A 23572-nucleotide genomic window follows, 5' to 3' on the forward strand; every position below is an offset into this window, starting at 1 on the left:
ATAATTAGGCGTAGAATGCGCTATCAGGCTTTTCTTGCCGTGGCGAGCAACCCGGCCACCAGAATAAACAGCGAACCGAAGATGCGGTTCAGCAGCTGCATTTGGCGTGGCGTTTTTAGCCAACCTGCAATGCGGGTTGCCAGCGTGGCGTAGCCAATCATCACGATGATATCTACTACCACGGTGGTGACACCCAGCACCAGGTACTGTTCGGCCTGCGGCTGGTTGGGCAAAATAAACTGTGGGAACAGCGCGGCCAGAAACACGATGCTTTTTGGGTTGGTCAGATTTACCAGCACCGCACGGCGGAACAGGCGGCGGCGCGGCATCGTACCCGCCAGCGTATGCAGGTCCAGGGCACCGGCGGCGCGCCACTGTTGAATACCGAGCCACACGAGATAAGCAGCACCCAGCCATTTCAGCAATTCAAACGCCATCAGCGATTGCGACACCAACGCGCCCAGGCCAATGCCGACCAGAACGATATGCAGACTCAGCCCAACCTGCAGGCCGGCGATCGATGCTGCCGCGCCACGATAACCGTGGCTGATGCCGGTGCTCATGGTGTTGATCGCCCCTGAACCGGGTGACAGGCTGAGGATAAGGGTTGTTAGCAGGTAGGTTAACCACCAGTCTAAGGTCATCGCAGTGCTCCCTGAAAGCGCCAATTTGTGCCAAAATGGTTCGGTTTTTGTAAGAATTGAATCACAATACGCTAGTATTATTTCTTGTGCCAGAAGTCACATTTTTGCCGCTGGCGGCTCAGGGAAAAGCTCTTGATGACGTCGTTTACTCTCAGCACTGATGACTGGTTAACGCGTGAAACGCAGTTCGCTGCCTTCGCCACCGGACCGCTGCTGGATTTTTGGCGGCTGCGTGAAGAAGGCGAGTTCAGCGGGGTTGGCGGTGTGCCAATCCGTTTCGTACGTTTCCGCTCTGCACGTCACCAGCGGGTGGTGGTGATCAGCCCCGGCCGCATCGAAAGTTACGTTAAATATCCTGAAGTTGCTTACGATCTGTTTCATTGCGGCTATGACGTAATGATTCTGGATCACCGTGGGCAAGGCCGTTCAGGCCGTTTGCTGGCAGATACGCACCGGGGTCATGTGATAAACTTTGCCGATTACGTTGACGATTTCGCGCAATTCTATCAGCAAGAAGTGGCACCAGGTGGCTACCGGCAACGTTTTGCGTTGGCCCATTCGATGGGGGGAGCGATCCTGGCGCAGTTTCTGGTACGCCAGCCTCAGAGCTTTGACGCAGCTGCGTTTTGTGCGCCCATGTTCGGTATTTATTTGCCAATGCCCGACTGGATGGCAAACCGTATCCTGAATTGGGCGGAGAAATACCCCGTAGTACGCGACTACTATGCAATAGGCACTGGCCAGTGGCGGCCACTGCCCTATGTCGTCAATGTATTGACCCACAGCCGGGAGCGCTATCGGCGCTGTTTGCGTTATTACGCCGATTATCCCGAGTTACAAGTGGGCGGGCCGACTTACCATTGGGTAAGGGAAAGCCTGCAGGCTGGGCGAGAGATTATTGCTCAAGCGGCTAAAATAACCACGCCGCTATTATTATTACAGGCCGGGGAAGAACGGGTGGTCGACAACCGTTCCCACCAGGCTTTTTGTCAGGCATTGTCAGACGCGGGTCATCCCTGTGAAGGGGGTAAACCGCAGGTTATCGAAGGCGCACGGCATGAGATCCTGTTTGAGCGGGACGCGATGCGCGCCGAAGCATTGAGCGCAATCCTGCGTTTCTTTGCTCAACACTTAGGTGGTGCACCTACCGCCGACCACTCCATCAGAGGTTAGAACATACCGCTATGTATCACGTCGTTGCTTCCGATTTAGATGGCACGCTGCTATCACCTGACCATACGCTGTCACCTTACGCCAAAGAGACCTTGAAGCTGCTGACCCAGCGTGGCGTGCATTTTGTTTTTGCTACCGGCCGCCACCATATCGACGTTGCGCAGATCCGCGATAGCCTCGATATCAATGCCTTTATGATCACCTCTAACGGCGCTCGAGTGCACAATACCGACGGCGAGCTGATTTTCAGTCATAATCTGGCCGAAGACATTGCCCGTGATCTCTACGGCATGCTGCATGACGATGCGGACATCACCACCAACGTCTACCGGAACGACGACTGGTACATCAACCGCGAAAGCCCGGAGCAGGAGGAATTCTTCCGCGAGTCGATCTTCACCTACCAGCTGTTCGAGCCAGGCCTGCTGGAAACCGACGGTGTGTGCAAGGTGTACTTCACCTGTGACGATCACGAAAAACTGCTGCCGCTGGAAGATGCCATCAATGCGCGTTGGGGCGATCGGGTTAACGTCAGTTTCTCGTTTCCAACCTGTCTGGAAGTGATGGCGGGCGGTGTGTCAAAAGGGCATGCGCTGGAAGAAGTGGCCAAGATCATCGGCTATACGCTGAAAGAGTGCATTGCCTTTGGCGATGGTATGAATGATCTGGAAATGCTGTCGATGGCCGGTAAAGGCTGCATCATGCGCGACGCGCACCAGCGTCTGAAAGACAAGCTGCCTGAGCTGGAAGTGATTGGCTCCAACGTCGACGACGCGGTACCGCACTATCTGCGCAAGATGTTCCTGGCCTGATAACCCTTCGTTTAGCATTGTTGGCTACGCGCACTTACCCCAGTCACTGACTTGAGTAAGCATCCCGGGGATGCGTTTACTTGCCAGCCTCGCCGGGACGCGAAATCCATTGGGTTGTGACTTATCATGGGGCGCCTTGCGGCGCCCTGATGGTTACTTGTGCTGACCCTGCTTTTGCAGGAATTGCACGCCCTTGTCAGGGAAGTCGGTGAATACGCCGTCAACGCCTGCTTGGTTGTAAATCACGTCATACAGTTGGTTCACGTCGGTGACGTAGTTCGGTAGCGCATCTGCACGGATGGTGAATGGGTGCACCGCCAGTTTATTGGCATGGGCTTCCTTCACCATGTCGGTCAATACCACCTTGCCGGGCTTGGATTTCTCCGCTACCACCAGCATGTGGTAGTCCGGTCCGATACCGTCGGCGTACTGAGCAATTTGCTTCATCGCGCCTGGCTTGAACATCCAGTCATAGTCGTATTCCACCCACTTGCCATCGGCCTTTTGCTCATAGGTTTCCTGCCACTTGTTATAGGCAATCAGTTGGATCAGTTTCAGATCCATACCCATCTTCGGTTCAAGCTCGGTTTTAATTCGCTTCAGTTCGTTGGCGTCGAAGCATTGCAGATAGACGTTATCGCCTTTGCCGGTATAACCATACTGCTTCAGGACTGACAGCACCTTACTGGAGATGTCTTTGCCTTCCTGCTTGTGGAACCAGGGTGCTTTGATTTCCGGGTAGATACCGATATTTTTACCGGTTGAATGGTTCAGGCCCTGAACAAACTCGATCTCTTCCTGGAAGGTATGAACACGGAAGTCGGATTTGCCCATCGGGAAACGGCCTGGGTATCCCTGTACCTTCTTGCCGTTTTCGATCTCAAAGCCTTCGGTAAACTTCAGCGATTTAATTTCCGGCAACGTGAAGTCGATGGCGTAATAGCGACCATCTTTGCGCGCACGGTCTGGGAAACGTTCTGCCACATCGGTGACGCGATCGAGATAGTGGTCATGCAACACCACCAACTCGTTGTCTTTGGTCATCACCAGATCCTGCTCGAGGAAGTCTGCCCCCTGCGCATAGGCCATGGCCTTCGCGGGCAGCGTGTGTTCCGGCAGATAACCGCTGGCGCCACGGTGGGCAATGACTACCTTGTCGGCGGCGTGCGCCGCGCTGACCATTGAGGTCGCCAGGATGATCCCTGTCAGCAGGGCTTTGACTTGAGTCCGCATGTTGTTGTTCTCCGTGTTGTAGGGGCAGAGGGGAGTAAAAAGGCCGCAATGCGGCCTGAGTTTGATGACAAAGTGGTTTTTGAACCCGAGATGCCCGGGCTTAGCGCGCCGAGGGGCGCTCCGGCGGACAAGCCGCTACGACCCCATCGGCACACTTTCCCTAATAACAGGCTTTGTCAGCAGTGTAAGGCCGCAATGCGGCCTTTAAATAATGCGACAGTGATATGAAACTTAACCGCGTTTATTGGCAGCGATTTCTGCGTGGTGCTTTTTCTCGCTCATCATGGTCAGCAACAACAGGACTACCGCACCGATGCTGCCGCCAATCATCACCATGAAGCCGCCGTCCCAACCGAAGTAGTCAACGGTATAGCCGACGATGGCGCTGGCTGCGACGGAACCCCCCAGGTAACCGAACAGACCGGTGAAGCCCGCAGCGGTACCGGCTGCTTTCTTCGGCGCCAGCTCCAATGCGTGCAGACCGATCAACATCACCGGGCCATAAATCAGGAAGCCGATGGTGATCATACAGGCCATATCGATGCCAGGATTACCGACCGGGTTCAGCCAGTAAACCACGGTGGCGATGGTCACCAGGGTCATAAAGAACACGCCCGTTGCACCGCGGTTACCTTTGAACACCTTGTCCGACATCCAGCCGCACAGCAGGGTGCCCGGAATACCGGCATATTCGTACAGGAAGTAAGCCCAGGAAGACTTGTCCAGCGCAAAATGCTTCACTTCTTTCAGGTAGGTCGGTGACCAGTCCAGGATGCCGTAACGCAACAGGTAGACGAACACGTTGGCCACGGCGATGTACCACAACAGCTTGTTCGGCAGAATGTATTGCATGAAGATTTGCTTGGCAGTCAGCTCTTCTTCCGCTTTATCGCTGTAATCGTCCGGGTAATCGTTTTTGTATTCTTCGATCGGTGGCAGGCCACAAGATTGTGGGGTGTCACGCATTAGGGCAAAGGCGATCAGGGCGACCAGGATGGCACCGAAGGCCGGCATATACAGCGCAGCATGCCAGTCGTTGAACCATGCCATACCGAGCAGGAACAGCAGTGGCGGCAGACCACCACCTACGTTGTGGGCACAGTTCCAGACCGAAACAATACCGCCGCGTTCTTTCTGCGACCACCAGTGCACCATGGTACGGCCACACGGCGGCCAGCCCATTCCCTGGAACCAACCGCACAGGAACAGCAGCACGAACATGACAGCGATGCTAGACGTTGCCCAAGGCACGAAGCCCATGAACAACATCACTGCTGCGGCCAAAATCAAGCCGGCGGGCAGGAATACGCGCGGGTTGGAGCGGTCAGACACCGACCCCATGATGAATTTGGAAAAACCGTAGGCGATAGAAATACCGGACAGCGCGAAACCGAGGTCACCGCGGCTGAAACCTTGGTCAATCAAATAAGGCATGGCCAGGGTGAAGTTCTTGCGCACCAGGTAATAGGCGGCATAACCGAAGAAAATCCCCATAAAAATTTGCCAGCGCAATTTACGGTACAGCGGGTCGACTTTGTCGACCGGCACACGGGAAATGTGTGCTGCCGGCTTAAAAATACTCAACATGAGCGCCTCCGATGGCTTTATCTAGTTATCACATCAATATGATCTTGTACGTTCATTTGATGATTGAGCGGATATCGAATGTGGTGTTTTTATGTTCCATAACGAGCGTCATCCTAGTCAAATCAGCCTGGTGTCGCTGTGATGAATGGCGCAATTGTTACACTTTTATGAAGCACCGGCGAATTTTGAGCGATTCGTTAACGTTATGAAATAGAAAAACACCCAAAAATCGTGATTATGATCACATTCATGGTTTTTTGTGGACATTATGTTTTCGTTTCAGGTTCGTTATTGTTCCTTATCAAACAAAGACCCCAGTGACTGTGGCTCAATAGACGCATAACCACGGATCATGAGGGAGTGTCATGAGCAGCCATTCACCGGCTAACGAAACGGATGTGATCATCATCGGCGGTGGCGCGACCGGCGCGGGCATTGCGCGTGACTGTGCGCGCCGTGGACTGCGTTGCATACTGCTTGAGCGCCACGACATCGCGACTGGCGCGACGGGCCGCAACCATGGCCTGCTGCACAGTGGTGCGCGTTATGCGGTGACCGACGGCGAGTCGGCACGCGAGTGCATAGAAGAAAACCGTATCCTCAAACGCATAGCACATCACTGCATTGAGCGTACCGATGGGCTGTTTATTACGTTGCCGCAGGATTCGTTGGCCTACCAACAAGAGTTTATTGCCGCCTGTCACAGTGCCGGCATCAACGCCGAAGCGATTGACCCACAGTTGGCACTGCGCCTGGAGCCTGCGGCGAATCCAACATTGATAGGTGCAGTGCGCGTACCCGATGGCACTGTTGATCCGTTCCGACTAACCGCCGCGAATATGCTCGATGCCCGTGAGCACGGCGCACAAATTCTGACCTATCATCAGGTGGTTGGTTTGATTCGTGTGGGCGATCGCGTGACCGGCGTGCGCGTTTTCGACCATAAATCTGCACGCCGCTACGATATTCATGCCGAAATGGTGGTTAACGCCGCCGGCATTTGGGGCCAGCAGATTGCGGAATATGCCGATTTGCGTATTCGTATGTTCCCGGCGAAAGGTGCTTTGCTGATCCTCGGGCATCGCATCAATAACATGGTGATCAACCGTTGCCGCAAGCCCGCAGATGCCGACATTCTGGTTCCGGGTGACACCATTTCGTTGATTGGCACAACGTCCACCCACATTGACTATGACCAGATTGACAACATGCAGGTGACACCACAAGAAGTGGACATCCTGATACGTGAAGGCGCGTTATTGGCACCGGAGCTGGCGCAGACCCGTATTCTGCGAGCTTATGCCGGCGTGCGTCCACTGGTGGCCAGTGATGATGATCCGAGTGGCCGTAACGTCAGCCGTGGCATTGTGCTGCTAGATCATGCCAGCCGTGACGGGTTGGAAGGGTTTATCACCATCACCGGCGGAAAACTGATGACCTACCGGCTGATGGCACAGTGGGCCACCGATAAAGTATGCGAAAAGCTCGGGTTAACTAGCCCCTGCACCACTGCGCAAGAGGCCCTACCGGGTTCCCGCCAGTCGGCGGAAGAAACCGTGCGCAGCGTGGTTTCCCTGCCCGCCAGCATTCGCGGTTCGGCGGTTTATCGTCACGGTGACCGCGCCAGTCGGGTACCGGCTGGCGATCGGCTGGATAACAGCCTGGTGTGCGAATGTGAAGCCGTTACCGCCGGCGAGGTGCGTTATGCGGTGAACACGCTCACCGTCAATAATCTGGTTGATCTGCGCCGTCGTACCCGCGTTGGCATGGGCACCTGCCAAGGTGAGCTTTGCGCCTGTCGCGCCGCTGGGCTACTCACGCGTTTTAACGTCACCACCCCGCAGCAGTCTATCGATCAGTTATCACATTTCCTCAATGAGCGTTGGAAAGGGGTACGACCTATCGCTTGGGGGGATGCGCTACGCGAAAGCGAATTTACCAGTTGGGTTTACCAGGGATTGTGCGGGCTTGATGCCCGGGAGGAACAGGAGGCCGATGATGCGATTTGACGTAGTGGTGATTGGCGGCGGGTTGGCGGGCATGACCTGTGCGATTCGCTTGTCGGAGCAAGGCAAGCGTTGTGCCGTCGTCAGTTCAGGCCAGAGTGCCCTCTATTTCTCCTCCGGCTCGCTTGATCTGCTGGCACAGTTACCCGACGGCACGCCGGTAGAGGCTCCCCTGGCAGCGTTGCCTGCGCTTGCCATACAAGCCCCTCAGCACCCCTATTCATTGATGGGGGCGGAACGGGTAGCCACGTTGTCTGACGAAGCAGCACGGTTGCTGCATCGCTGCGGCCTCAGTTTACAGGGGGGCAGCGAACGTAATCATCTGCGCGTTACGCCGCTTGGCACGCGCCGAGCCACTTGGCTAAGCCCGCAGGCGATACCCGTCACGCCGCTGGAAGGGGAGCTTCCATGGCAAAACATCGCGGTAATTGGTATCGAAGGATTTTTAGATTTTCAGCCCCAACTGGTTGCCAGTTCCTTGACGCAGGCGTTGGGGATCAAGGCCGAAGTGGCTCATATGCACCTGCCTGTGCTGGACCGGTTGCGTAACAACCCCAGTGAGTTTCGGGCTGTGAATATTGCCAGAGTGCTGGATCTTGCTGAGAACCTGACATTGATGGCGGATGAAGTGCGTCGACTTGCCGGGGATGCCGAGGCGATTTTCTTGCCCGCCTGCTTGGGGTTGGAAGACGATAAGCCGCTGGCGGCGCTGCAGGCGGCGGTGGGGAAACCTATCCGCGTGTTGCCGACGCTCCCCCCTTCGGTGTTGGGCATGCGCTTGCACCAGGCTCTGCGATCGCGTTTACAGCAGCTGGGCGGCGTTTTTATGCCAGGTGACAGCGTACTGCGGGCAGATATCGACGCTGGGCGTGTGACGGGTCTCTATACCCGCAACCACACCGATATTCCGCTCATTGCGCAACACGTGGTGCTGGCCAGCGGCAGCTTTTTCAGTAATGGGCTGGTGGCGGACTTCGACGGTATACGTGAACCGGTATTGGGGTTGGATGTCGACAGCCGAACCGATCGCGCAGATTGGTGCCATAGCGATCTGTTTGCTCCGCAACCCTATCTGCAATTTGGGGTGCGTACCGATAGCCAGTTACGGGCAATAAGACACGGGGAGCCAGTGAGCAACCTGTTCGCGATTGGTGCGGTGACTGGTGGCTACGATCCGCTGCAGCAGGGTTGCGGCGCGGGTGTTTCGCTGATTGGAGCGCTGCATGTCGCGCAACAGATTGCAGCGCAGGAGGAGCAACCATGAGCCTACAGAAAGACAATAGTTTCGAAAATTGCATCAAGTGTACGGTGTGCACCACCTATTGTCCCGTTGCCAAAGTCAACCCACTCTATCCGGGGCCAAAGCAGGCGGGGCCTGACGGTGAACGTCTGAGGCTCAAGGATCCGGCGTTGTACGACGAAGCGCTTAAGTATTGCACTAACTGCAAACGCTGTGAGGTGGCTTGCCCGTCAGATGTCAAAATCGGCGATATCATTCAACGGGCTCGCGCCGACTATGCCCAAAGCAAACCCACGTTGCGCGATGCCATCCTGAGCCACACCGATATTATGGGCTCGCTATCGACGCCGTTTGCACCGATCGTTAATGCAGCTACCGGGTTGAAACCGGTACGCGCTTTACTGGATAAAGCGTTAAAAATTGACCATCGTCGCGAACTGCCTAAATATTCGTTTGGCACCTTCCGTCGCTGGTACCGCCAGCAAGCGCAGGTCCAGCAGCGTTACGCTGAGCAGGTGGCGTTTTTCCACGGCTGCTTCGTCAATTACAACCATCCGCAACTGGGTAAGGATCTGATCAAGGTCTTTAATGCGATGGATATCGGCGTGCAGCTGCTAAAGCGTGAAAAATGCTGCGGCGTGCCGCTAATCGCCAACGGCTTTATCGCCCAGGCCAAAAAGCAGGCCAAGGTGAATGCAGAGTCGCTGCATGAAGCGGTGCTGGAGCGCGGTATTCCTGTCGTGGCAACGTCGTCGAGCTGTACTTTTACTCTGCGCGATGAATATCCGCATTTGCTGGAGGTGGATACCTCGGCAGTGCGTGAACGGGTAGAGCTGGCGACACGTTATCTGTATCGTCTGATCAATCAAGGACGTCAGTTGCCATTGAAAAACACGCCATTACGGGTGGCTTACCATACGCCTTGCCATATGGAGAAAATGGGCTGGACTGCTTATACGCTGGAATTGTTGCGGCAAATCCCGGGGCTGGAGCTGATCGTGCTGGACTCGCAGTGTTGTGGGATTGCCGGCACCTACGGTTTTAAATCGGAAAACTATGCGACCTCACAGGGGATCGGTGCATCGCTGTTCCGCCAGATAGAGGAAAGTGGCGTAGATGTCGTGGTCACCGACTGCGAAACCTGCAAATGGCAAATCGAAATGTCGACCAGCAAGCGCTGCGAACATCCGATCACTCTGCTGGCGCAGGCATTGGCGTAAGGCACCGCAGGCTGTGTCCCTCCAGGTTCAATGGAGGGACACAGTCGCGTATTTATTTTTTCAGCTTCAGCGTTTTGATGATGCCTTCGGCTTCAGCCTGAGCCTGCTGTTGGTTATCCGCCGGCAGGGTCACCTGAATAGTCAGCATGTTGTTGTTCAGCGTGCCAATCAAGATAGAAGAGTAGGCTTTCTCGCCGCTGCTGGTGATGATGCTGTCTAACTGACGCAGTGGCACGCCGTCAACGTCGATGGCTTTGTTGGTGACCACCTGCAGGTTGGCATCACGCGCACGTTGGGTATCTTCCAGACGTTTGCTCAGCGTTTCCAGGCTGTCGGGGGTTTTGTCGCCGAGGATCACGATCAGCGCACGTTGACCGGTGCTATCGGCGTAGACATGCATGTTGTTTGCCTGATTGCCCAGTTTGCCACTTTGGTCCGCCATGCCAACGGGCAGGGTGAAGGCCAGCGTACCCTCCAGCAAGCTTACCTGTTGCCCCGCGGGGGCGCTGGCAGCAGCATCAGCCGCTGATGCTTTGGTGTCTTTGGTGTCGCCGTCACAGGCCGCCAGGCCAAGCACTAACAGGCTGATACCCATCAATTTTGCTACTTTACGCATTGGGCTTCCTTTTTCCTTTCAGGTAGGGTTTCACTGCCTTATCGCACCCTATTCCAGGGTGAAATGCAAGGCAGATGTTGTCACAAGATTTTCTCAAGTAATAGCCGATAATCAGCCACTTCGCCTTTCTTTTCCAGCTGAACAATCTGATAGTGATGACTGATGAGCATCATCAGCATTGCACGGAACTGATTGCGCGTTTTTACCGCCAACAGTCGATAACCCTGAGCCCGTGCCCACTGCTCTTGCTCCACGAGTAAAGCCTGCGCGACACCATAACGGCGAAACCTCGGCAATACGCCGCCCAGCCAACTGTAGAACACTTTTTCCTGCTGTTGATAACCGAGTTTGAACCCTGCGGGTTGGCCGTCGATCTCGGCGATCAGTGCGTTAGCCGAGGCAGATCCAATACGTTGCTGCAAATCAGCCAGACTGTGTAAGTTACCGAACTCAGGGATGCCTTGGTACAGGCGATGAATTTCTTCGAGGGTGGCGTGGCGGGTGGTCACTGTCATTGGCGGCCTCCGGGTAAGTGCAGGCCGCCAATGATAACACGGGTTAACTCGGTTGCAGGCTACCGTCGTTTTGACGTACAGCGATGCGCTTAAGCAGCATGTTCAACAGCACGCCGTACATTGGCAGGAAGAACAGCATGCAGATCAGCACTTTGAAGCTGTAATCCACCAGGGCAATTTCAACCCAGTTATTGGCCATAAAGGCGTCGCTGCTCTTGTAGAAAGCAATAAAGAAGAACGACAGGGTATCACTGATATTGCCGAGGAACATGGCCGCAGCGGGAGCAACCCACCAGGCGCTGCGTTGACGCAGGCGGTTGAATACGTGGACGTCAAGGATCTGACCGAGTACGTAAGCCATAAAGCTGGCGACGGCGATACGCGCAACAAACAGATTAAAGCTGCCCAACGCGGCAAAACCCTGCCACTCGCCCTGATAGGTCACCGTGGAGATCACGTACGAAATAAACAGCGCCGGCACCATCACCGAAAGAATGATACGCCGCGCCAGTGATGCGCCAAAAATACGTACTGTCAGATCGGTAGCCAGGAAAATAAACGGGAAGGTGAATGCACCCCAGGTGGTATGAAAGCCGAAAATGGACATCGGCAACTGCACCAGGTAGTTGCTGGAGGTAATGATGACAATATGGAACAGCGATAGCCAGACCAACGCGGTAAAGCGCTGCTGAGCAGTAAACGAATACATGTTGTAGCCTTTTTAATAATGGGGTGAGGGAACCCAAAAATGTCTTGTCTGTGCAACGAAATAAGCTGCGCGGGCGCATGATACGCGTTTGCGCAACCAATGCAACGGTTAGTGGGCCAAATAAGCGGCGAATAATGCAGCAGCACTGTGATTCGGCCCCAGCCTGAAAGGTCACGCCTCCAACAACCGTTCTCTGTGTTGTCAGGTGCCCACTATGGGCTGCACCCTCCGCCGTGATAACGGCAGTTGGGGGCAGTGACGGCACCACATTTCATCGGGAGACGCAGCCTCTTTAACGCAAACGTTAACGCATCTTGCGCAGAAAAACTACCGGCGTAAACTAGGCGCTAATGAGATGCGGCGAGCGTTCGCCGATCGTTTTTGAACGAGAAAAAATGCATGACTGACTTATTTTCCCAGGCTGACCAGACGCTTGATGCGCTGGGATTGCGCTGTCCAGAACCGGTAATGATGGTGCGCAAAACCGTGCGCCATATGGATAACGGTGAAACCTTGTTGATTATTGCTGACGATCCGGCGACAACCCGCGACATTCCGGGGTTCTGCCGTTTTATGGAACATACGCTGGTGGCGCAGGAAACCGATAAGGCACCGTACCGCTACCTGTTACGTAAGGGCGTCTAACCTCTGCCCGGGGAATAGATGGCGTGGCCCATTCCTGGGCCACGTGGTTACAGTGTGTTATTGCCTAGTCGCGTTTCTTCAGTAGCCGCAGCGCGTTGGCGGTGACCAGCGCGGTGGCGCCAGAGTCTGCCAGTACGGCCAGCCACAGCCCGGTCAGGCCCAGCAGCGTGGTGATCAGAAATACCCCTTTCAGTCCCAATGCAATGGTGATGTTCTGCCGGATATTGGCATGCGTGGCGCGTGAGATGCGGATCATTTCCGCCACACCCAGCAGGCGATTATGAGTCAGCGCGGCATCGGCTGTTTCCAGGGCCACATCGGTACCGCTGCCCATCGCGATGCCAATGCTGGAGGCTTTCATCGCCGGGGCATCGTTGATGCCGTCGCCGATCATCGCTGTTGGACGCAATTCGCTCAGTTCCGTCACTACCTTCACTTTATCTTCCGGCAACAATCCAGCCCGGTAATCCAGCCCAAGCTCAGAGGCAATTGCCGCCGCCGCACGTGGATTATCGCCGGTTAACATGACCCCGTTGATCCCCAATGCATTCAGTTCGGCAATCGCCTGTTTGGCGTCGCTGCGCAAGGTGTCGCGTAGCGCCAACAGGCCGATAGGGACACCCTCTTCCAGTACCACCACCGCTGTCTTACCGGCATTTTCCAGCCGCTCCACCTGCTGGATACCCTGTTGTTGCAGCAAACCTGCGGCCAGCTTGGCAGGTGCGCTGATCAGCAGGGTTTTACCGTCGACAATACCTTCTACCCCTACGCCAGCCAATGCTCGACGGCCTTGTGCCAGTGGCAGAGGTGCACCGTATTGCTCGGCGCGTTTGATAATTGCTTGCGCCAACGGGTGATGGGAACCTGCTTCAACCGCAGCGGCAAGGGTCAGTAATTGTTGTTCACTGATGCCGTTGAGCGGGAGTACATCGGTGACTGTGGGTTTGCCTTCAGTCAGCGTGCCGGTTTTATCGAAAGCAATGGTTTGTACCTGGCCCAATTGTTCCAACGCCGCACCGCCTTTAATCAGCGCACCACGGCGGGTGGCGGCGGCCAGCCCGGATGTGATCGCCGCCGGGGTGGAGATCACCAGTGCACAAGGACAACCGATCAGCAGCAGGGTCAGGCCACGATAAATCCAGGTATCCCAGGGTTGTGAATACATTAACGGTGGTACCAGGATCACTGCGATAGCCAGCAGCATGATAGCTGGGGTGTAGTACCGGCTGAAACGATCGAGGAAACGCTCGATCGGTGCTCGGCGTTCTTCAGCTTCTTCAATCAGTTGCAGAATGCGGTCGATGGCGTTTTTGCCAGGTTCAGAAACCACTTTCATCTGCGCGGCCTGATCGACCGACAAACTGCCCGCAGCGACTTTTTGACCCTGCTGGCGTTCGACGGGCACCGACTCGCCGGTCAGGGCGCTTTCGTCGAAGCTGGCGAACGCATTGATCAGTTCGGCATCTGCCGGCAGGCGGCCACCGGGGGCAATTTCAATCACATCGCCAGGGCGTAGGCTGGATACCGGTACCCGTTTGCGCTGCGTGCCTTGAAGCAGCAGGGCGTCTTCCGGTACCAATTCCATCAGTGCTTTCACGCCGCGGCGCGCGCGGTTAGCGGCATAGGACTCCAGCATTTCACCGACCATAAACAGCAGCAGCACCATCGCCGCTTCGGCCGTTGCACCGATAAACAGTGCTCCGATGGCGGCCACGCTCATCAGCGTTTCAATGGCAAATGGCGTACCGGAGCGGATCAGTCGAACCGCTTTGGTCGCGACCGGTGCCAGACCTACCAATGTGGTGGCGATAAAAGCAATGCGGCTCAGTTCAGGGTTGACCATGCTGAGCGCCCAACTGACGATCATCAGCGTGGTAAGCAACAGTAGCGGACCGAACTCGCCAAGGCGCGACGATTTTGGCTGTTCGGCTTGGGCTGTTTGCGCCCCGAGCAGGGTAAATCCGGCTTGTTTTACCGCGTCCTGAATACGCAGGCTAATATCGGATTGCGCGTCGACAACCAATTTTTCTGTGGCGAACAGCACGCGAGCGTTGTCGACGCCGGGGATGGCGGTCACCGCGTTTTCAATTTTTTTGGCGCAGCTTGGGCAGTCCATACCTGTAACTTTCCAGCTATAGCGCTGACTTCCGGAGAGAGGGGCGGCAGCTAGCCTGTCACTTTCCTCATCCGGATCCTCATGATCTTCCGTGCTGCAACTTCCAGCGCCATGATCATGTGCGTGCGTATGTCCGCTGTGGCTGTCGCCACTCTGTTTTTCACTGCTGCAACCGTGCTGGGTTTTACTGTGGCTGTGATTGCACCCACAACCGCCTTCCGCATGATGGTGTTCTTGATGATTATGGTTTTCATGGTGAGTCATAGCGTCCCCCTCCGGGCCGTTAATGAAGTTCATTGGGCAGACTCTACACCCTGGAGCCAACTCCAGAGTCAAGCAGGGGATGAGAATTATTGCTAACTGTGAGACGGAGGGGGTTTTTACGTCAGTGACGTACGTTTCAACGTATTGACTGGCTTAATAAGCACATTTCGGTCTGGTGAAACACGGCCGTTAGTCAAAATAAGAAAATGTTATTCCTATACAAACTAAAAAGTCCCGTCGGCTAATAATAAAGAGTTATTAATCTATAACTCTTTAGCTAAATTTAACTTTATGTCACTTAAATGCCAGCACGATCCGCTTGCACCTACAGGCCGCATTTTTGTTGAAGTTTGTTGCCAACTTATGAAGTTTAAGTTTCATTTACATTGTAAATAACGGCAAAAACCAGCATAACTCTCCTTCGCTACATGAATATATAGCTGATTATTTTATGTTCAGTTTCCAACCCCTGCCTATAATTGGAATCGATTACCATTTATGGCGGTAATCTTATTTGCTGATATATATGCATTAATTCTGTCTAACACACTGCCGGTAACGGCGCATAAGTCCCTTCCCGCTAGTTGCCGGATCGTTCTCCGTCGCTGACGGGCAGGTTATGTCTATCTGTCTGATTGATAACGATCAGCTAATGAGTGGAATCGAACCAATGCAATCTACTAAAAAGGCAATTGAAGTTACTGAATCGGCTCTTGCGGCGACCGGCTCCGGCTATAATGCTGTAGACGATCTGTTGCATTACCACGAACGTGGCAACGGGATTCAGGTTAATGGCAAGGACTCATTTTCTACCGAACAAGCTGGGCTGTTTATTACCCGCACCAATCAAACCTGGAACGGTTATAAAGTTTTTGACCAGTCGGTTAAATTAACTTTCTCTTTCCCGGACTATAAATTCTCTTCCACCAACGTTGCCGGCGATACCGGGCTGAGCAAGTTCAGCGCGGAACAGCAGCAGCAGGCCAAACTGTCGCTGCAGTCGTGGTCTGACGTGGCCAATATTACTTTTACTGAAGTTGCCGCCGGCCAAAAGGCCAATATCACTTTTGGCAACTACAGCCAGGATCGCCCTGGTCATTACGACTACGGCACGCAGGCGTATGCGTTCTTGCCGAACACGATCTACCAAGGGCAGGATCTGGGTGGTCAGACTTGGTACAACGTCAACCAGTCCAACGTTAAGCATCCCGCCAGCGAAGATTATGGCCGCCAGACGTTTACTCACGAGATTGGCCATGCATTGGGCCTGAGCCATCCGGGTGATTACAACGCCGGAGAAGGCAATCCAACCTATAACAACGCCAGTTATGCCGAGGATACTCGCGGGTTCAGTCTGATGAGCTACTGGAGTGAAACCAATACCGGCGGTGATAACGGCGGTCACTACGCTGCGGCACCGTTGCTGGATGACATTTCAGCCATTCAGCACCTGTATGGCGCTAACCTGTCGACCCGTACCGGTGACACGGTGTATGGCTTCAACTCCAATACCGGCCGTGATTTCCTCAGTACGACCAGTAATTCGCAAAAAGTGATCTTTGCGGCCTGGGATGCGGGTGGTAATGACACCTTCGATTTCTCCGGTTACACCGCCAATCAGCGCATTAACCTGAACGAAAAGTCCTTCTCCGACGTGGGCGGGCTGAAAGGTAACGTGTCTATCGCCGCCGGCGTGACGATTGAAAATGCGATTGGTGGTTCGGGCAATGATGTGATCGTCGGGAATGCGGCCAATAACGTGCTGAAAGGCGGCGCGGGCAACGACATTCTGTTCGGCGGTGGTGGGGCCGATGAGCTGTGGGGCGGTGCAGGCAAGGATATTTTTGTCTTCTCTGCGGTCAGCGACTCTACGCCAGGTGCGTCTGACTGGATCAAGGACTTCCAGAAAGGCATCGATAAGATCGATCTGTCATTCTTCAATCAGGGTGTATCGAGCAGCGATCAGATCCACTTTGTTGATCATTTCAGCGGCGCAGCGGGCGAAGCTTTACTGTCCTACAATGCGTCAAATAACGTCAGCGATCTGGCATTGAACATCGGTGGCCATCAGGCACCGGACTTCCTGGTGAAGATCGTGGGCCAGGTAGACGTTGCCACTGACTTTATCGTGTAACAGTGAAGATAATAGCGCCCGGCGCACTCTGGCCGGGCGTTATGCAGGAGTCGATATGAAAGGCCGCTTAGCCTGTGCCGCCGCGATGGCGGGGGGCATGATTGTTACGGGGACCGTTATGGCCAGCAGTTTAGTTCTTCCCACCGCGCAGTCTCTGGCGGGGCAGTGGCAAGTCGCCGATGCTGAACACCAGTGTCAGATCGCGTTTTTAGCCAGCGAGCAGAGTGAAACCAACGGCTACCAATTAGTGGATCGGCAGGGGTGTTTGAAAAAGGTGCTTACGGCTGAGGTTGTAGGTTGGCGCCCTGCGCCCGATGGTATCGCTTTGCTGCAGGCGGACGGCAGCACATTGGTCTTCTTCTCGCGAGACGGGGATATTTATCGTAATCAACTTGGTGCAGATGACGGTTTGACGCTGAAGGCGTTGGCATAATACAGCGGGTTCGATAGCCGAACCCGCCCTGAGCATTACAGGTACAACGAACGTACGATCAGGAAATGGCCGGAAAAGTAGCAGAACGCCACGAGCGCATCCGCTGCACGGAAGGTAAAGCGATAGCGATTAATCAACCACACGATGTTGGCAAGCAGCAGGAGAGAGGTTCCGGCCAGCAGAGAGAAACCGAAATCTGTGCTGCGCATAAAGTATTGTTCACCTGCCAACCACACCATCAGCAGCGTCATTGCGACCAACGTGGCGATAGGCCAGCGCATTTCTTCCAGTCGGGTCCAGATGGTTGCCAATAACAGCATGCCGATTACCAGCAATGCCAACGGCAGCGGCCAAAACAGACTGAAGGTCATCTGACTCGCGAAACTCAGGGTATAGAGTAAGTTAGACAGGAAAAAAGCCCCGATGGCGTAAAGCACGCGCTCTCGCGGCAACAACAACAGGGCGTCGCCGATCAGTGTTGCCACCAGACCCAGGACAATCAGATAACCTGCGGCACCCAGTACTGGCGCTTGCCAGGCCAAAAGCAGCAGTAATAGCAGGGTAACCGGTTTAAACACCCAGCGTTGCCAGCGCGGCCCGCGGTAGGAGGCATCGACGAACAGCCAACCGGAAAAGAATACGGCAAGGAACGGCCAACTCATTATGTCTTCCTTATTCATTATGGGAGCCGCAGCATCCGGCTCTAAATTGTCACCAGTGTCACTTCCTGATTGCAGTGTAGGCAGCACGGCTGCAATCGACAATGCTTTCTTGCGAGTGAAGGGTAACTCATCTGGCGTGATCAGGAATGATCTATAGCGAAGGTGCATCAGGAAAATGGCACCTATTGCGCGTATTTGTCCCCTTGGAAAGTGGTGCTTTATAACAAGACCTCAGATGACTCGACCGAATCATAAGAAAATAGAATATATCAGTGATGGCGCTGCTCGCGGAAGGGTTCCGAGGTGTTGGGAACTAAAACAAAAAAATAAATCAAACGTGGATATTGCTTAAAACTTATTAAATTAATAAACATTGTTTACATTTTTAATGCTTAATTAACATTCTTTTTGCCCCGTTACGACGGAGATTGAACAGGAGGTTAATAGGCTAATGGGTCGGGAGCGGCTGGTATTGGCCGACTCGCCCGAGAGTTATCAGCGTTCGCATATCGATTGGCCCTTGGTACCGCATTATGCTCAGTTATTATTGCCTGGCTGCGGGGGCAGTGTGGCCGCTGAAAAACGTTATCCCGTGGGGCGTGCCCGCTTACATTGCAAGGCTGGTCGCCTGACGGTAGAGGACATGGAGGGTGCTTTTCACGAGGACTTGCTTTGTGTCAACAGCACTGCGCTGCATCAATTGCTGTTTCAACTGGCGGGAGATATGTTGCCACGCCACGAGCCACGCCGCATTCGCGTGAACCGTACCCTGTACAAGCGGCGTACCTGGGCGTTTAACATCGGTGGGTGGCCTGAAGCAGTTTCCGATGAGTTTCTGGCGTTTATCCAGTGGCGTGAATGGCAGCAGCAACAGGCACTACCGCGTTGGGTATTTATCAAGTGTGACAGCGAACCTAAACCTTTATTTATCGATTTCGATAATCCGCTTTCTTTAGACACGCTGACGACGGCGCTGAAAAAAGCACGGGTGATTCACGTATCGGAAATGCTGCCGACACCTGATGAGCTATGGCTCAATGATGCTCGTGGCCGCGTCTGTTGCGAGATACGTACCACATTCTCCCCCATTAAGCAGGAGGCTTCTGAGAATGCCAAATGAACAGGTTTCTAGCGTAGCGGTACAGGAAGCGAAAAAAAGCTTCGCCATGCTGTTCTTAACGATTTTTATCCCCTTCGGTATGGGCCATTTTATCTCTTACCTGTACCGTACCGTGAACGCCGTGATTTATAACGACCTTGCCAATGAGTTACACCTGCCGGCGGAAAGTTTGGGGGTGTTGACCGGGGTCTATTTCCTCACGTTCGCCGCGGCTCAATTGCCCCTTGGTGTGATGCTGGATCGCTATGGTCCCCGGTCGGTGCAAAGCCCGATGCTGTTGATCGCGGCTGCCGGCTCAGTGATTTTTGCAATGTCACATAGCGAGGCGGGGTTGCTGATTGGGCGTGGTTTGATCGGCTTGGGTGTTGCCGGTTCCCTGATGAGTGCCATCAAGGCATGCTCAATCTGGCTGCCGGTAGACAGGCTGCCACTCAGTACCGCCTGTCTACTTTCTGTTGGCGGTTTGGGAGCCATGGCGTCGACGACGCCGTTGCATGCAGCGTTAACGTGGATTACCTGGAGAGAAGCATTCCTGCTGTTGGCTGTATTAACCGTATTGGTGAGTGCGGTGATTCATTTTTCGGTACGTGGTGCCTTTACCCCGAAAAATACGCGTTTTAGCGATATGTGTCGCGAAGTGGGACGCTTATATCGCTCATGGACTTTCTGGCGATTAGGGCTCTATTCGGTGTTTGCCCACGCGACTTACATGGCGATCTTGGCGCTTTGGATGGGCCCTTGGCTACACGATGTTGCTGGCCTGAGCAATGCACAAATGGCCAATGCATTGATGCTAGGTACGGTCGCTATGGTTGCAGGATCACTCAGTTTTGGCTGGTTGACGGATTACCTGCGTAAATATGCCGTGCAGCCGATTATGATTTGTGGCTGCGGCGTAGCGATTTTTGTGCTGTTTCAGGTGCTGATGTTAAGCGGGATTTCCGTATCACCTTATGTAATCACGATGGGATTCAGTTTCTTTGGTACGGCAGCGACCATGAACTATGCCATTGTGGCTCAGTCCGTCGAACCTGCGCTAGCTGGCCGGGTAAGCGCTTCATTTAATCTGGTTGTCTTCGTGTTGGCATTTGTCGTGCAATGGCTGGTGGGCGCGGTGATCGGCAATTGGGCTACGGTGGCTGGTAGCTACCCGGTGGTCGCTTACCAGTGGTCGTTGGCCTTATTGATCGCGCTGCAATTGCCCGGTTTGCTGCTGTGGCTAACCTTTAAACCCTGGAAACTCACGCGCGCTTAATGTGTCTGGTGAGGTAATGACAAAAAACGGGTGGCACTCCAACGTGAAAGTTGTTGTTATGGTTATGCTGATACAGCCAACAGGGAATAGAAATTAGGATGAGCAAACCGCCACTGTTTTTTATTGCTGTGATTGCATTGATCGCTGTGCTGGCGACACAGCGCTATTTTCATCAGCGCCGGCTGGAAGCGGAGAACGATCGCGCATCGGTGCGCAATCTGCAGGTCATCGTGAGCGATAAGCACGAATTTCCCGTCGCCAAGACCCGCTCGCCACAGCGTGAAACCATGGTCAACGAACCAATGCACTATGAGGTTGTGTTCAGCCCATTGGATGGCGGTGAGGCGATTCGGCTACGGTTGAAACAGTGGCAATACAATCCGATCGAAAAGGGCACTCAGGGCATGCTGAGCATGCAAGGAACGCGTTACCTCTCCTTTACCGCCCAGCCTGCGCCGCAATAACTATTTTCTTTTGATGGGGGGCTGTTTTTTCTGCCAGGCCAGAAGCTCGAAAACGCCAAAAATGAAGATCTTGGCTTCCTGCCAGTAGCTTATCGGTTGATCTTTCGGTTGAGTGGACTTCAACAAAACTAATTGCAGCCCGTGCATCACCACCATAAAGAACAGCGCCACGTCGATGAAGTACTTCAGCGGCTTGGGAAAAGGGTGGAACAGATTGGAGAGCAGAAAGCCCCACACGCACAGCATCAGCAGGCGACCCAGATTAATCAGCATTGTCGGTTTTCTCTTGCGAACGGATATAAAGACGGTAAGCCACCTGACCGGCGACTTTTTCACGGTGTAGCTGCCAATTGGCCGGGACGTCAGTTGCGGCGCTTTCGGCTTCGGCTTCTACGTAAATCCAGGCCTCATCGGCCAGCCAGCCTTGGTGCTCCAGCAGCGCAATAGTTTCAGCCAACAGCCCTTTGCGAAACGGCGGATCGAGGAACACCACGTCAAAGGGTTGGGCATTGCGTGCCAGCCAGGTCAGGGCGTTAGTGTTGACCACATCGCCTTTCCCTTGCAGCAGCGCCAGATTTTTCTCCAGCTGTTGTGCCACTGGGCGTTCGAACTCCAACAAGGTGACGCTGCCGGCATAGCGCGATAAGGCTTCCAGCCCGAGTGCACCGCTACCGGCAAAACAATCCAGGCAGCGTGCGCCCTGGATCACCGGTGCCAGCCAGTTGAACAGAGTTTCACGAACGCGATCGGTCGTCGGGCGCAGCCCCGGGCTGTTCGGTACGGGCAGTTTTCGTCCGCGCCATTGGCCACCGATAATACGGATCTGCCCGGCCGCAGCCTGGGACGGTTTTTTTGCCGATACCCGTGGCGATATTCTTGTCATAGGTTTGCTTTATTTCTTTCTATGGCCGTGAGGCCGCATGATTTAACGAAAAGTTGTCTCTATTCTACCGGTGAGACGCGCCGGGGGAAACGGTAAAACTTTGTTGCCTGATTTCACAGCGGAAAGCATACCGGATGCGTGTTGCTGCGCGAGGGAAAGTGATAGACTCGGCGGAATAATTATCAGTATAAGCAAGCCTTCGGTACGGAGTAGAGTCATAACATGGCAAAAGATAAGAAACGCGGATTTTTCTCCTGGCTGGGCTTTGGCCAGAAGGAAGAAGAGCAACAGCAACCTGAGACGTCGGTAGAACCGGCGGATAATCAGGCCGTGGAGACGCCGGCTGAACCGGTTGCCCCCAAGCTGGATGACCAGCTCCCCGCCCAGGAATCTGAACCTGCCGCTTCCGTAGATACCCCAGGAGAATGGGACGGTAGCCTGACCGGTGAACATATAGCAGAAAGCGTGCCGGTTGTTGCCGAGCACCCTGCACCGGCAGACACGTTGGCGGAAGACATTGTTACCGTTACTGAACAGGTGGCCTTAGAACAGAAGCCGGCAGCAGTAGAAGAGACCGCAGAGCCGATTACTGACGTTGAGCCAGAACCGGTTGCAGTGGTTGTACCTGAGCCGGTGATTGTGTCTGAACCCGAAGTGGTTGAGCCTGAGCCGGTTATCGAGGTTGCGCCGGACGTGGTCGAGCCTGAGCCGGTTATCGAGATTGCGCCGGACGTGGTTGAACCGGAGCCCGTTGTTGAGGTTAAGCCGGAAGTGACTGCATCGGAGCCAGAGCCTTTACCGGCTAAGGTGGCTTTGGAGCCGATTATCGCCGCCCCTGTCGTTGCAGAAGACGTTGAAGAAGAAAAAGAACCTGAGCTGCAGGCACCTGTAGTGACTCAGGAGCAAGAACGCCCGACCAAAGAAGGCTTCTTTGCCCGCCTGAAACGCAGCCTGGTAAAAACCAAGCAAAATTTGGGTTCAGGCTTCATCGGCCTGTTCCGCGGCAAGAAAATCGACGACGATCTCTTTGAAGAATTGGAAGAGCAATTGTTGGTTGCCGACGTTGGCGTGGAAACCACGCGTAAAATCATTACATCCCTGACTCAACATGCCAGCCGCAAGCAACTGAAAGACGCCGAGGCGTTGTACGGTAAGTTGAAGGAGGAAATGTCTGAAATTCTGGCTAAAGTTGATCAGCCACTGGATGTTGGCGGTAAAAACCCGTATGTCATTCTGATGGTTGGGGTGAACGGCGTCGGTAAAACCACCACTATCGGTAAACTGGCTCGCCAATTCCAGGCTGAAGGCAAATCGGTGATGCTGGCGGCAGGGGATACCTTCCGTGCGGCGGCCGTGGAGCAACTTCAGGTGTGGGGTGAACGTAACCGTATTCCGGTTGTGGCGCAGCATACTGGCGCGGACTCTGCCTCGGTGATTTACGATGCTGTGCAGGCCGCCAAAGCCCGTGGTATCGACGTACTGCTTGCCGATACGGCGGGGCGTTTGCAGAACAAAGCGCACCTGATGGAAGAGCTGAAGAAGATCGTCCGCGTCATGAAAAAACTGGACGACCAGGCCCCCCATGAGGTTATGCTGACTCTAGATGCCAGCACCGGACAGAATGCTGTCAGCCAGGCGAAATTATTTAATGAAGCCGTGGGCTTAACCGGTATCACACTGACTAAATTGGACGGTACCGCCAAGGGCGGGGTGATCTTCGCCATTGCCGATCAGTTCTCTATCCCGATTCGTTACATCGGCGTTGGGGAAGGCATCGAAGATTTGCGGCCGTTTAAGGCTGACGATTTTATTGAGGCACTTTTTGCCCGAGAGGATTAATA

Annotated in this window: 22 protein-coding genes; 12 read left to right on the forward strand and 10 right to left on the reverse strand. The window is 54.4% G+C overall.

What is annotated here, in order from left to right; all coding sequences use genetic code 11:
* Positions 1-23: 23 nt before the first annotated feature.
* Positions 24-644 carry a homoserine/homoserine lactone efflux protein gene (rhtB, locus tag AC2FC2_RS09990; protein ID WP_209637778.1) on the reverse strand — a complete coding sequence of 207 codons (621 nt, stop codon included), beginning with the start codon at positions 642-644 and terminating at the stop codon, positions 24-26.
* A gap of 135 nt (positions 645-779) precedes the next feature.
* Between rhtB and pldB the strand changes: the two genes are divergently transcribed.
* Together pldB and yigL are read left to right on the forward strand one after the other, a co-directional pair.
* Positions 780-1817 carry a lysophospholipase L2 gene (gene pldB, locus AC2FC2_RS09995; protein WP_265556400.1) on the forward strand — a complete coding sequence of 346 codons (1038 nt, stop codon included), beginning with the start codon at positions 780-782 and terminating at the stop codon, positions 1815-1817.
* Between the two features lie 11 nt (positions 1818-1828).
* Positions 1829-2629: a sugar/pyridoxal phosphate phosphatase YigL gene (yigL, locus tag AC2FC2_RS10000; protein WP_209637773.1), complete on the forward strand. Its 801-nt coding sequence runs from the start codon at positions 1829-1831 to the stop codon at positions 2627-2629.
* 153 nt (positions 2630-2782) lie between these two features.
* Here the strand turns inward: yigL and glpQ are convergent, their stop codons facing one another.
* Together glpQ and glpT are read right to left on the reverse strand one after the other, a co-directional pair.
* Positions 2783-3862 carry a glycerophosphodiester phosphodiesterase gene (gene glpQ, locus AC2FC2_RS10005; RefSeq protein WP_209637771.1) on the reverse strand — a complete coding sequence of 360 codons (1080 nt, stop codon included), beginning with the start codon at positions 3860-3862 and terminating at the stop codon, positions 2783-2785.
* Positions 3863-4093: 231 nt separating this feature from the next.
* Complete coding sequence (gene glpT, locus AC2FC2_RS10010) at positions 4094-5449, reverse strand: glycerol-3-phosphate transporter (protein WP_037426293.1); 1356 nt, start codon at positions 5447-5449, stop codon at positions 4094-4096.
* 365 nt (positions 5450-5814) lie between these two features.
* On the opposite strand from glpT, the gene glpA reads away from it, so the two are divergent.
* The 3 genes from glpA to glpC are packed head-to-tail and all read left to right on the forward strand — an operon-like array spanning position 5815 to position 9915.
* The gene (gene glpA / locus AC2FC2_RS10015; RefSeq protein ID WP_404760592.1) at positions 5815-7458 is read left to right on the forward strand and encodes an anaerobic glycerol-3-phosphate dehydrogenase subunit A; all 1644 of its coding nucleotides are present in this window, start codon (positions 5815-5817) and stop codon (positions 7456-7458) included.
* Positions 7448-8719 (forward strand): glycerol-3-phosphate dehydrogenase subunit GlpB, encoded by a 1272-nt coding sequence (glpB, locus tag AC2FC2_RS10020; RefSeq protein WP_490659176.1) that lies wholly within the window; start codon positions 7448-7450, stop codon positions 8717-8719. Before glpA ends, glpB begins: the two co-directional genes overlap by 11 nt.
* Entirely contained in the window at positions 8716-9915 is a 1200-nt protein-coding gene (gene glpC, locus AC2FC2_RS10025) for an anaerobic glycerol-3-phosphate dehydrogenase subunit GlpC (protein WP_209637767.1), read from the forward strand. Before glpB ends, glpC begins: the two co-directional genes overlap by 4 nt.
* A gap of 52 nt (positions 9916-9967) precedes the next feature.
* Here the strand turns inward: glpC and AC2FC2_RS10030 are convergent, their stop codons facing one another.
* The 3 genes from AC2FC2_RS10030 to AC2FC2_RS10040 all read right to left on the reverse strand — a co-directional run bounded on the left by AC2FC2_RS10030 (position 9968) and on the right by AC2FC2_RS10040 (position 11755).
* Entirely contained in the window at positions 9968-10531 is a 564-nt protein-coding gene (locus AC2FC2_RS10030) for a DcrB family lipoprotein (RefSeq protein WP_209637766.1), read from the reverse strand.
* An 80-nt stretch (positions 10532-10611) separates the two neighbouring features.
* Positions 10612-11046: a GNAT family N-acetyltransferase gene (locus AC2FC2_RS10035; RefSeq protein ID WP_490659161.1), complete on the reverse strand. Its 435-nt coding sequence runs from the start codon at positions 11044-11046 to the stop codon at positions 10612-10614.
* 43 nt (positions 11047-11089) lie between these two features.
* Positions 11090-11755, reverse strand: a complete 666-nt coding sequence (locus AC2FC2_RS10040; RefSeq protein WP_490659162.1) for a 7-cyano-7-deazaguanine/7-aminomethyl-7-deazaguanine transporter — start codon at positions 11753-11755, stop codon at positions 11090-11092.
* Between the two features lie 399 nt (positions 11756-12154).
* Between AC2FC2_RS10040 and tusA the strand changes: the two genes are divergently transcribed.
* Complete coding sequence (tusA, locus tag AC2FC2_RS10045) at positions 12155-12400, forward strand: sulfurtransferase TusA (RefSeq protein WP_209637759.1); 246 nt, start codon at positions 12155-12157, stop codon at positions 12398-12400.
* Positions 12401-12464: 64 nt separating this feature from the next.
* Here the strand turns inward: tusA and AC2FC2_RS10050 are convergent, their stop codons facing one another.
* On the reverse strand, positions 12465-14780 hold the full coding sequence (locus AC2FC2_RS10050; RefSeq protein WP_490659163.1) for a zinc/cadmium/mercury/lead-transporting ATPase: 2316 nt from the start codon (positions 14778-14780) through the stop codon (positions 12465-12467).
* Positions 14781-15450: 670 nt separating this feature from the next.
* Here AC2FC2_RS10050 and AC2FC2_RS10055 point away from each other — a divergent pair.
* Positions 15451-16914 carry a serralysin family metalloprotease gene (locus tag AC2FC2_RS10055; RefSeq protein WP_209637755.1) on the forward strand — a complete coding sequence of 488 codons (1464 nt, stop codon included), beginning with the start codon at positions 15451-15453 and terminating at the stop codon, positions 16912-16914.
* Between the two features lie 55 nt (positions 16915-16969).
* The gene (locus AC2FC2_RS10060; protein WP_490659164.1) at positions 16970-17347 is read left to right on the forward strand and encodes an AprI/Inh family metalloprotease inhibitor; all 378 of its coding nucleotides are present in this window, start codon (positions 16970-16972) and stop codon (positions 17345-17347) included.
* 35 nt (positions 17348-17382) lie between these two features.
* Here the strand turns inward: AC2FC2_RS10060 and AC2FC2_RS10065 are convergent, their stop codons facing one another.
* Positions 17383-18009 (reverse strand): lysoplasmalogenase, encoded by a 627-nt coding sequence (locus AC2FC2_RS10065; RefSeq protein WP_209637751.1) that lies wholly within the window; start codon positions 18007-18009, stop codon positions 17383-17385.
* Positions 18010-18460: 451 nt separating this feature from the next.
* Here AC2FC2_RS10065 and AC2FC2_RS10070 point away from each other — a divergent pair, with 451 nt between their 5' ends.
* From AC2FC2_RS10070 to AC2FC2_RS10080, 3 genes are all read left to right on the forward strand, one after another.
* Entirely contained in the window at positions 18461-19129 is a 669-nt protein-coding gene (locus AC2FC2_RS10070) for a hypothetical protein (protein ID WP_490659165.1), read from the forward strand.
* Positions 19119-20384, forward strand: coding sequence for an MFS transporter (locus AC2FC2_RS10075; RefSeq protein ID WP_265556395.1), 1266 nt, complete (start codon positions 19119-19121; stop codon positions 20382-20384). Before AC2FC2_RS10070 ends, AC2FC2_RS10075 begins: the two co-directional genes overlap by 11 nt.
* 98 nt (positions 20385-20482) lie before the next feature.
* The gene (locus AC2FC2_RS10080) at positions 20483-20848 is read left to right on the forward strand and encodes a DUF2500 domain-containing protein (RefSeq protein ID WP_209637745.1); all 366 of its coding nucleotides are present in this window, start codon (positions 20483-20485) and stop codon (positions 20846-20848) included.
* On the opposite strand, the gene AC2FC2_RS10085 is transcribed toward AC2FC2_RS10080, so the two are convergent.
* The gene (locus tag AC2FC2_RS10085) at positions 20849-21121 is read right to left on the reverse strand and encodes a DUF1145 family protein (protein WP_006317223.1); all 273 of its coding nucleotides are present in this window, start codon (positions 21119-21121) and stop codon (positions 20849-20851) included. It lies immediately after the preceding gene.
* Complete coding sequence (gene rsmD, locus AC2FC2_RS10090) at positions 21111-21731, reverse strand: 16S rRNA (guanine(966)-N(2))-methyltransferase (protein WP_490659166.1); 621 nt, start codon at positions 21729-21731, stop codon at positions 21111-21113. Before rsmD ends, AC2FC2_RS10085 begins: the two co-directional genes overlap by 11 nt.
* Before the next feature lie 222 nt (positions 21732-21953).
* Here rsmD and ftsY point away from each other — a divergent pair, with 222 nt between their 5' ends.
* Positions 21954-23570, forward strand: coding sequence for a signal recognition particle-docking protein FtsY (ftsY, locus tag AC2FC2_RS10095; RefSeq protein WP_490659167.1), 1617 nt, complete (start codon positions 21954-21956; stop codon positions 23568-23570).
* The last annotated feature ends 2 nt before the right edge of the window (positions 23571-23572 follow it).

It is taken from the genome of Serratia sp. CoH_122_TC_1 (genome assembly GCF_058191755.1).

Excerpts from the sequence above, each read along its gene's own strand:
- rhtB (WP_209637778.1), bottom strand. The coding sequence starts at position 644 with ATGACCTTAGACTGGTGGTTAACCTACCTGCTAACAACCCTTATCCTC.
- pldB (WP_265556400.1), top strand. The coding sequence starts at position 780 with ATGACGTCGTTTACTCTCAGCACTGATGACTGGTTAACGCGTGAAACG.
- yigL (WP_209637773.1), top strand. The coding sequence starts at position 1,829 with ATGTATCACGTCGTTGCTTCCGATTTAGATGGCACGCTGCTATCACCT.
- glpQ (WP_209637771.1), bottom strand. The coding sequence starts at position 3,862 with ATGCGGACTCAAGTCAAAGCCCTGCTGACAGGGATCATCCTGGCGACC.
- glpT (WP_037426293.1), bottom strand. The coding sequence starts at position 5,449 with ATGTTGAGTATTTTTAAGCCGGCAGCACACATTTCCCGTGTGCCGGTC.
- glpA (WP_404760592.1), top strand. The coding sequence starts at position 5,815 with ATGAGCAGCCATTCACCGGCTAACGAAACGGATGTGATCATCATCGGC.
- glpB (WP_490659176.1), top strand. The coding sequence starts at position 7,448 with ATGCGATTTGACGTAGTGGTGATTGGCGGCGGGTTGGCGGGCATGACC.
- glpC (WP_209637767.1), top strand. The coding sequence starts at position 8,716 with ATGAGCCTACAGAAAGACAATAGTTTCGAAAATTGCATCAAGTGTACG.
- AC2FC2_RS10030 (WP_209637766.1), bottom strand. The coding sequence starts at position 10,531 with ATGCGTAAAGTAGCAAAATTGATGGGTATCAGCCTGTTAGTGCTTGGC.
- AC2FC2_RS10035 (WP_490659161.1), bottom strand. The coding sequence starts at position 11,046 with ATGACAGTGACCACCCGCCACGCCACCCTCGAAGAAATTCATCGCCTG.
- AC2FC2_RS10040 (WP_490659162.1), bottom strand. The coding sequence starts at position 11,755 with ATGTATTCGTTTACTGCTCAGCAGCGCTTTACCGCGTTGGTCTGGCTA.
- tusA (WP_209637759.1), top strand. The coding sequence starts at position 12,155 with ATGACTGACTTATTTTCCCAGGCTGACCAGACGCTTGATGCGCTGGGA.
- AC2FC2_RS10050 (WP_490659163.1), bottom strand. The coding sequence starts at position 14,780 with ATGACTCACCATGAAAACCATAATCATCAAGAACACCATCATGCGGAA.
- AC2FC2_RS10055 (WP_209637755.1), top strand. The coding sequence starts at position 15,451 with ATGCAATCTACTAAAAAGGCAATTGAAGTTACTGAATCGGCTCTTGCG.
- AC2FC2_RS10060 (WP_490659164.1), top strand. The coding sequence starts at position 16,970 with ATGAAAGGCCGCTTAGCCTGTGCCGCCGCGATGGCGGGGGGCATGATT.
- AC2FC2_RS10065 (WP_209637751.1), bottom strand. The coding sequence starts at position 18,009 with ATGAGTTGGCCGTTCCTTGCCGTATTCTTTTCCGGTTGGCTGTTCGTC.
- AC2FC2_RS10070 (WP_490659165.1), top strand. The coding sequence starts at position 18,461 with ATGGGTCGGGAGCGGCTGGTATTGGCCGACTCGCCCGAGAGTTATCAG.
- AC2FC2_RS10075 (WP_265556395.1), top strand. The coding sequence starts at position 19,119 with ATGCCAAATGAACAGGTTTCTAGCGTAGCGGTACAGGAAGCGAAAAAA.
- AC2FC2_RS10080 (WP_209637745.1), top strand. The coding sequence starts at position 20,483 with ATGAGCAAACCGCCACTGTTTTTTATTGCTGTGATTGCATTGATCGCT.
- AC2FC2_RS10085 (WP_006317223.1), bottom strand. The coding sequence starts at position 21,121 with ATGCTGATTAATCTGGGTCGCCTGCTGATGCTGTGCGTGTGGGGCTTT.
- rsmD (WP_490659166.1), bottom strand. The coding sequence starts at position 21,731 with ATGACAAGAATATCGCCACGGGTATCGGCAAAAAAACCGTCCCAGGCT.
- ftsY (WP_490659167.1), top strand. The coding sequence starts at position 21,954 with ATGGCAAAAGATAAGAAACGCGGATTTTTCTCCTGGCTGGGCTTTGGC.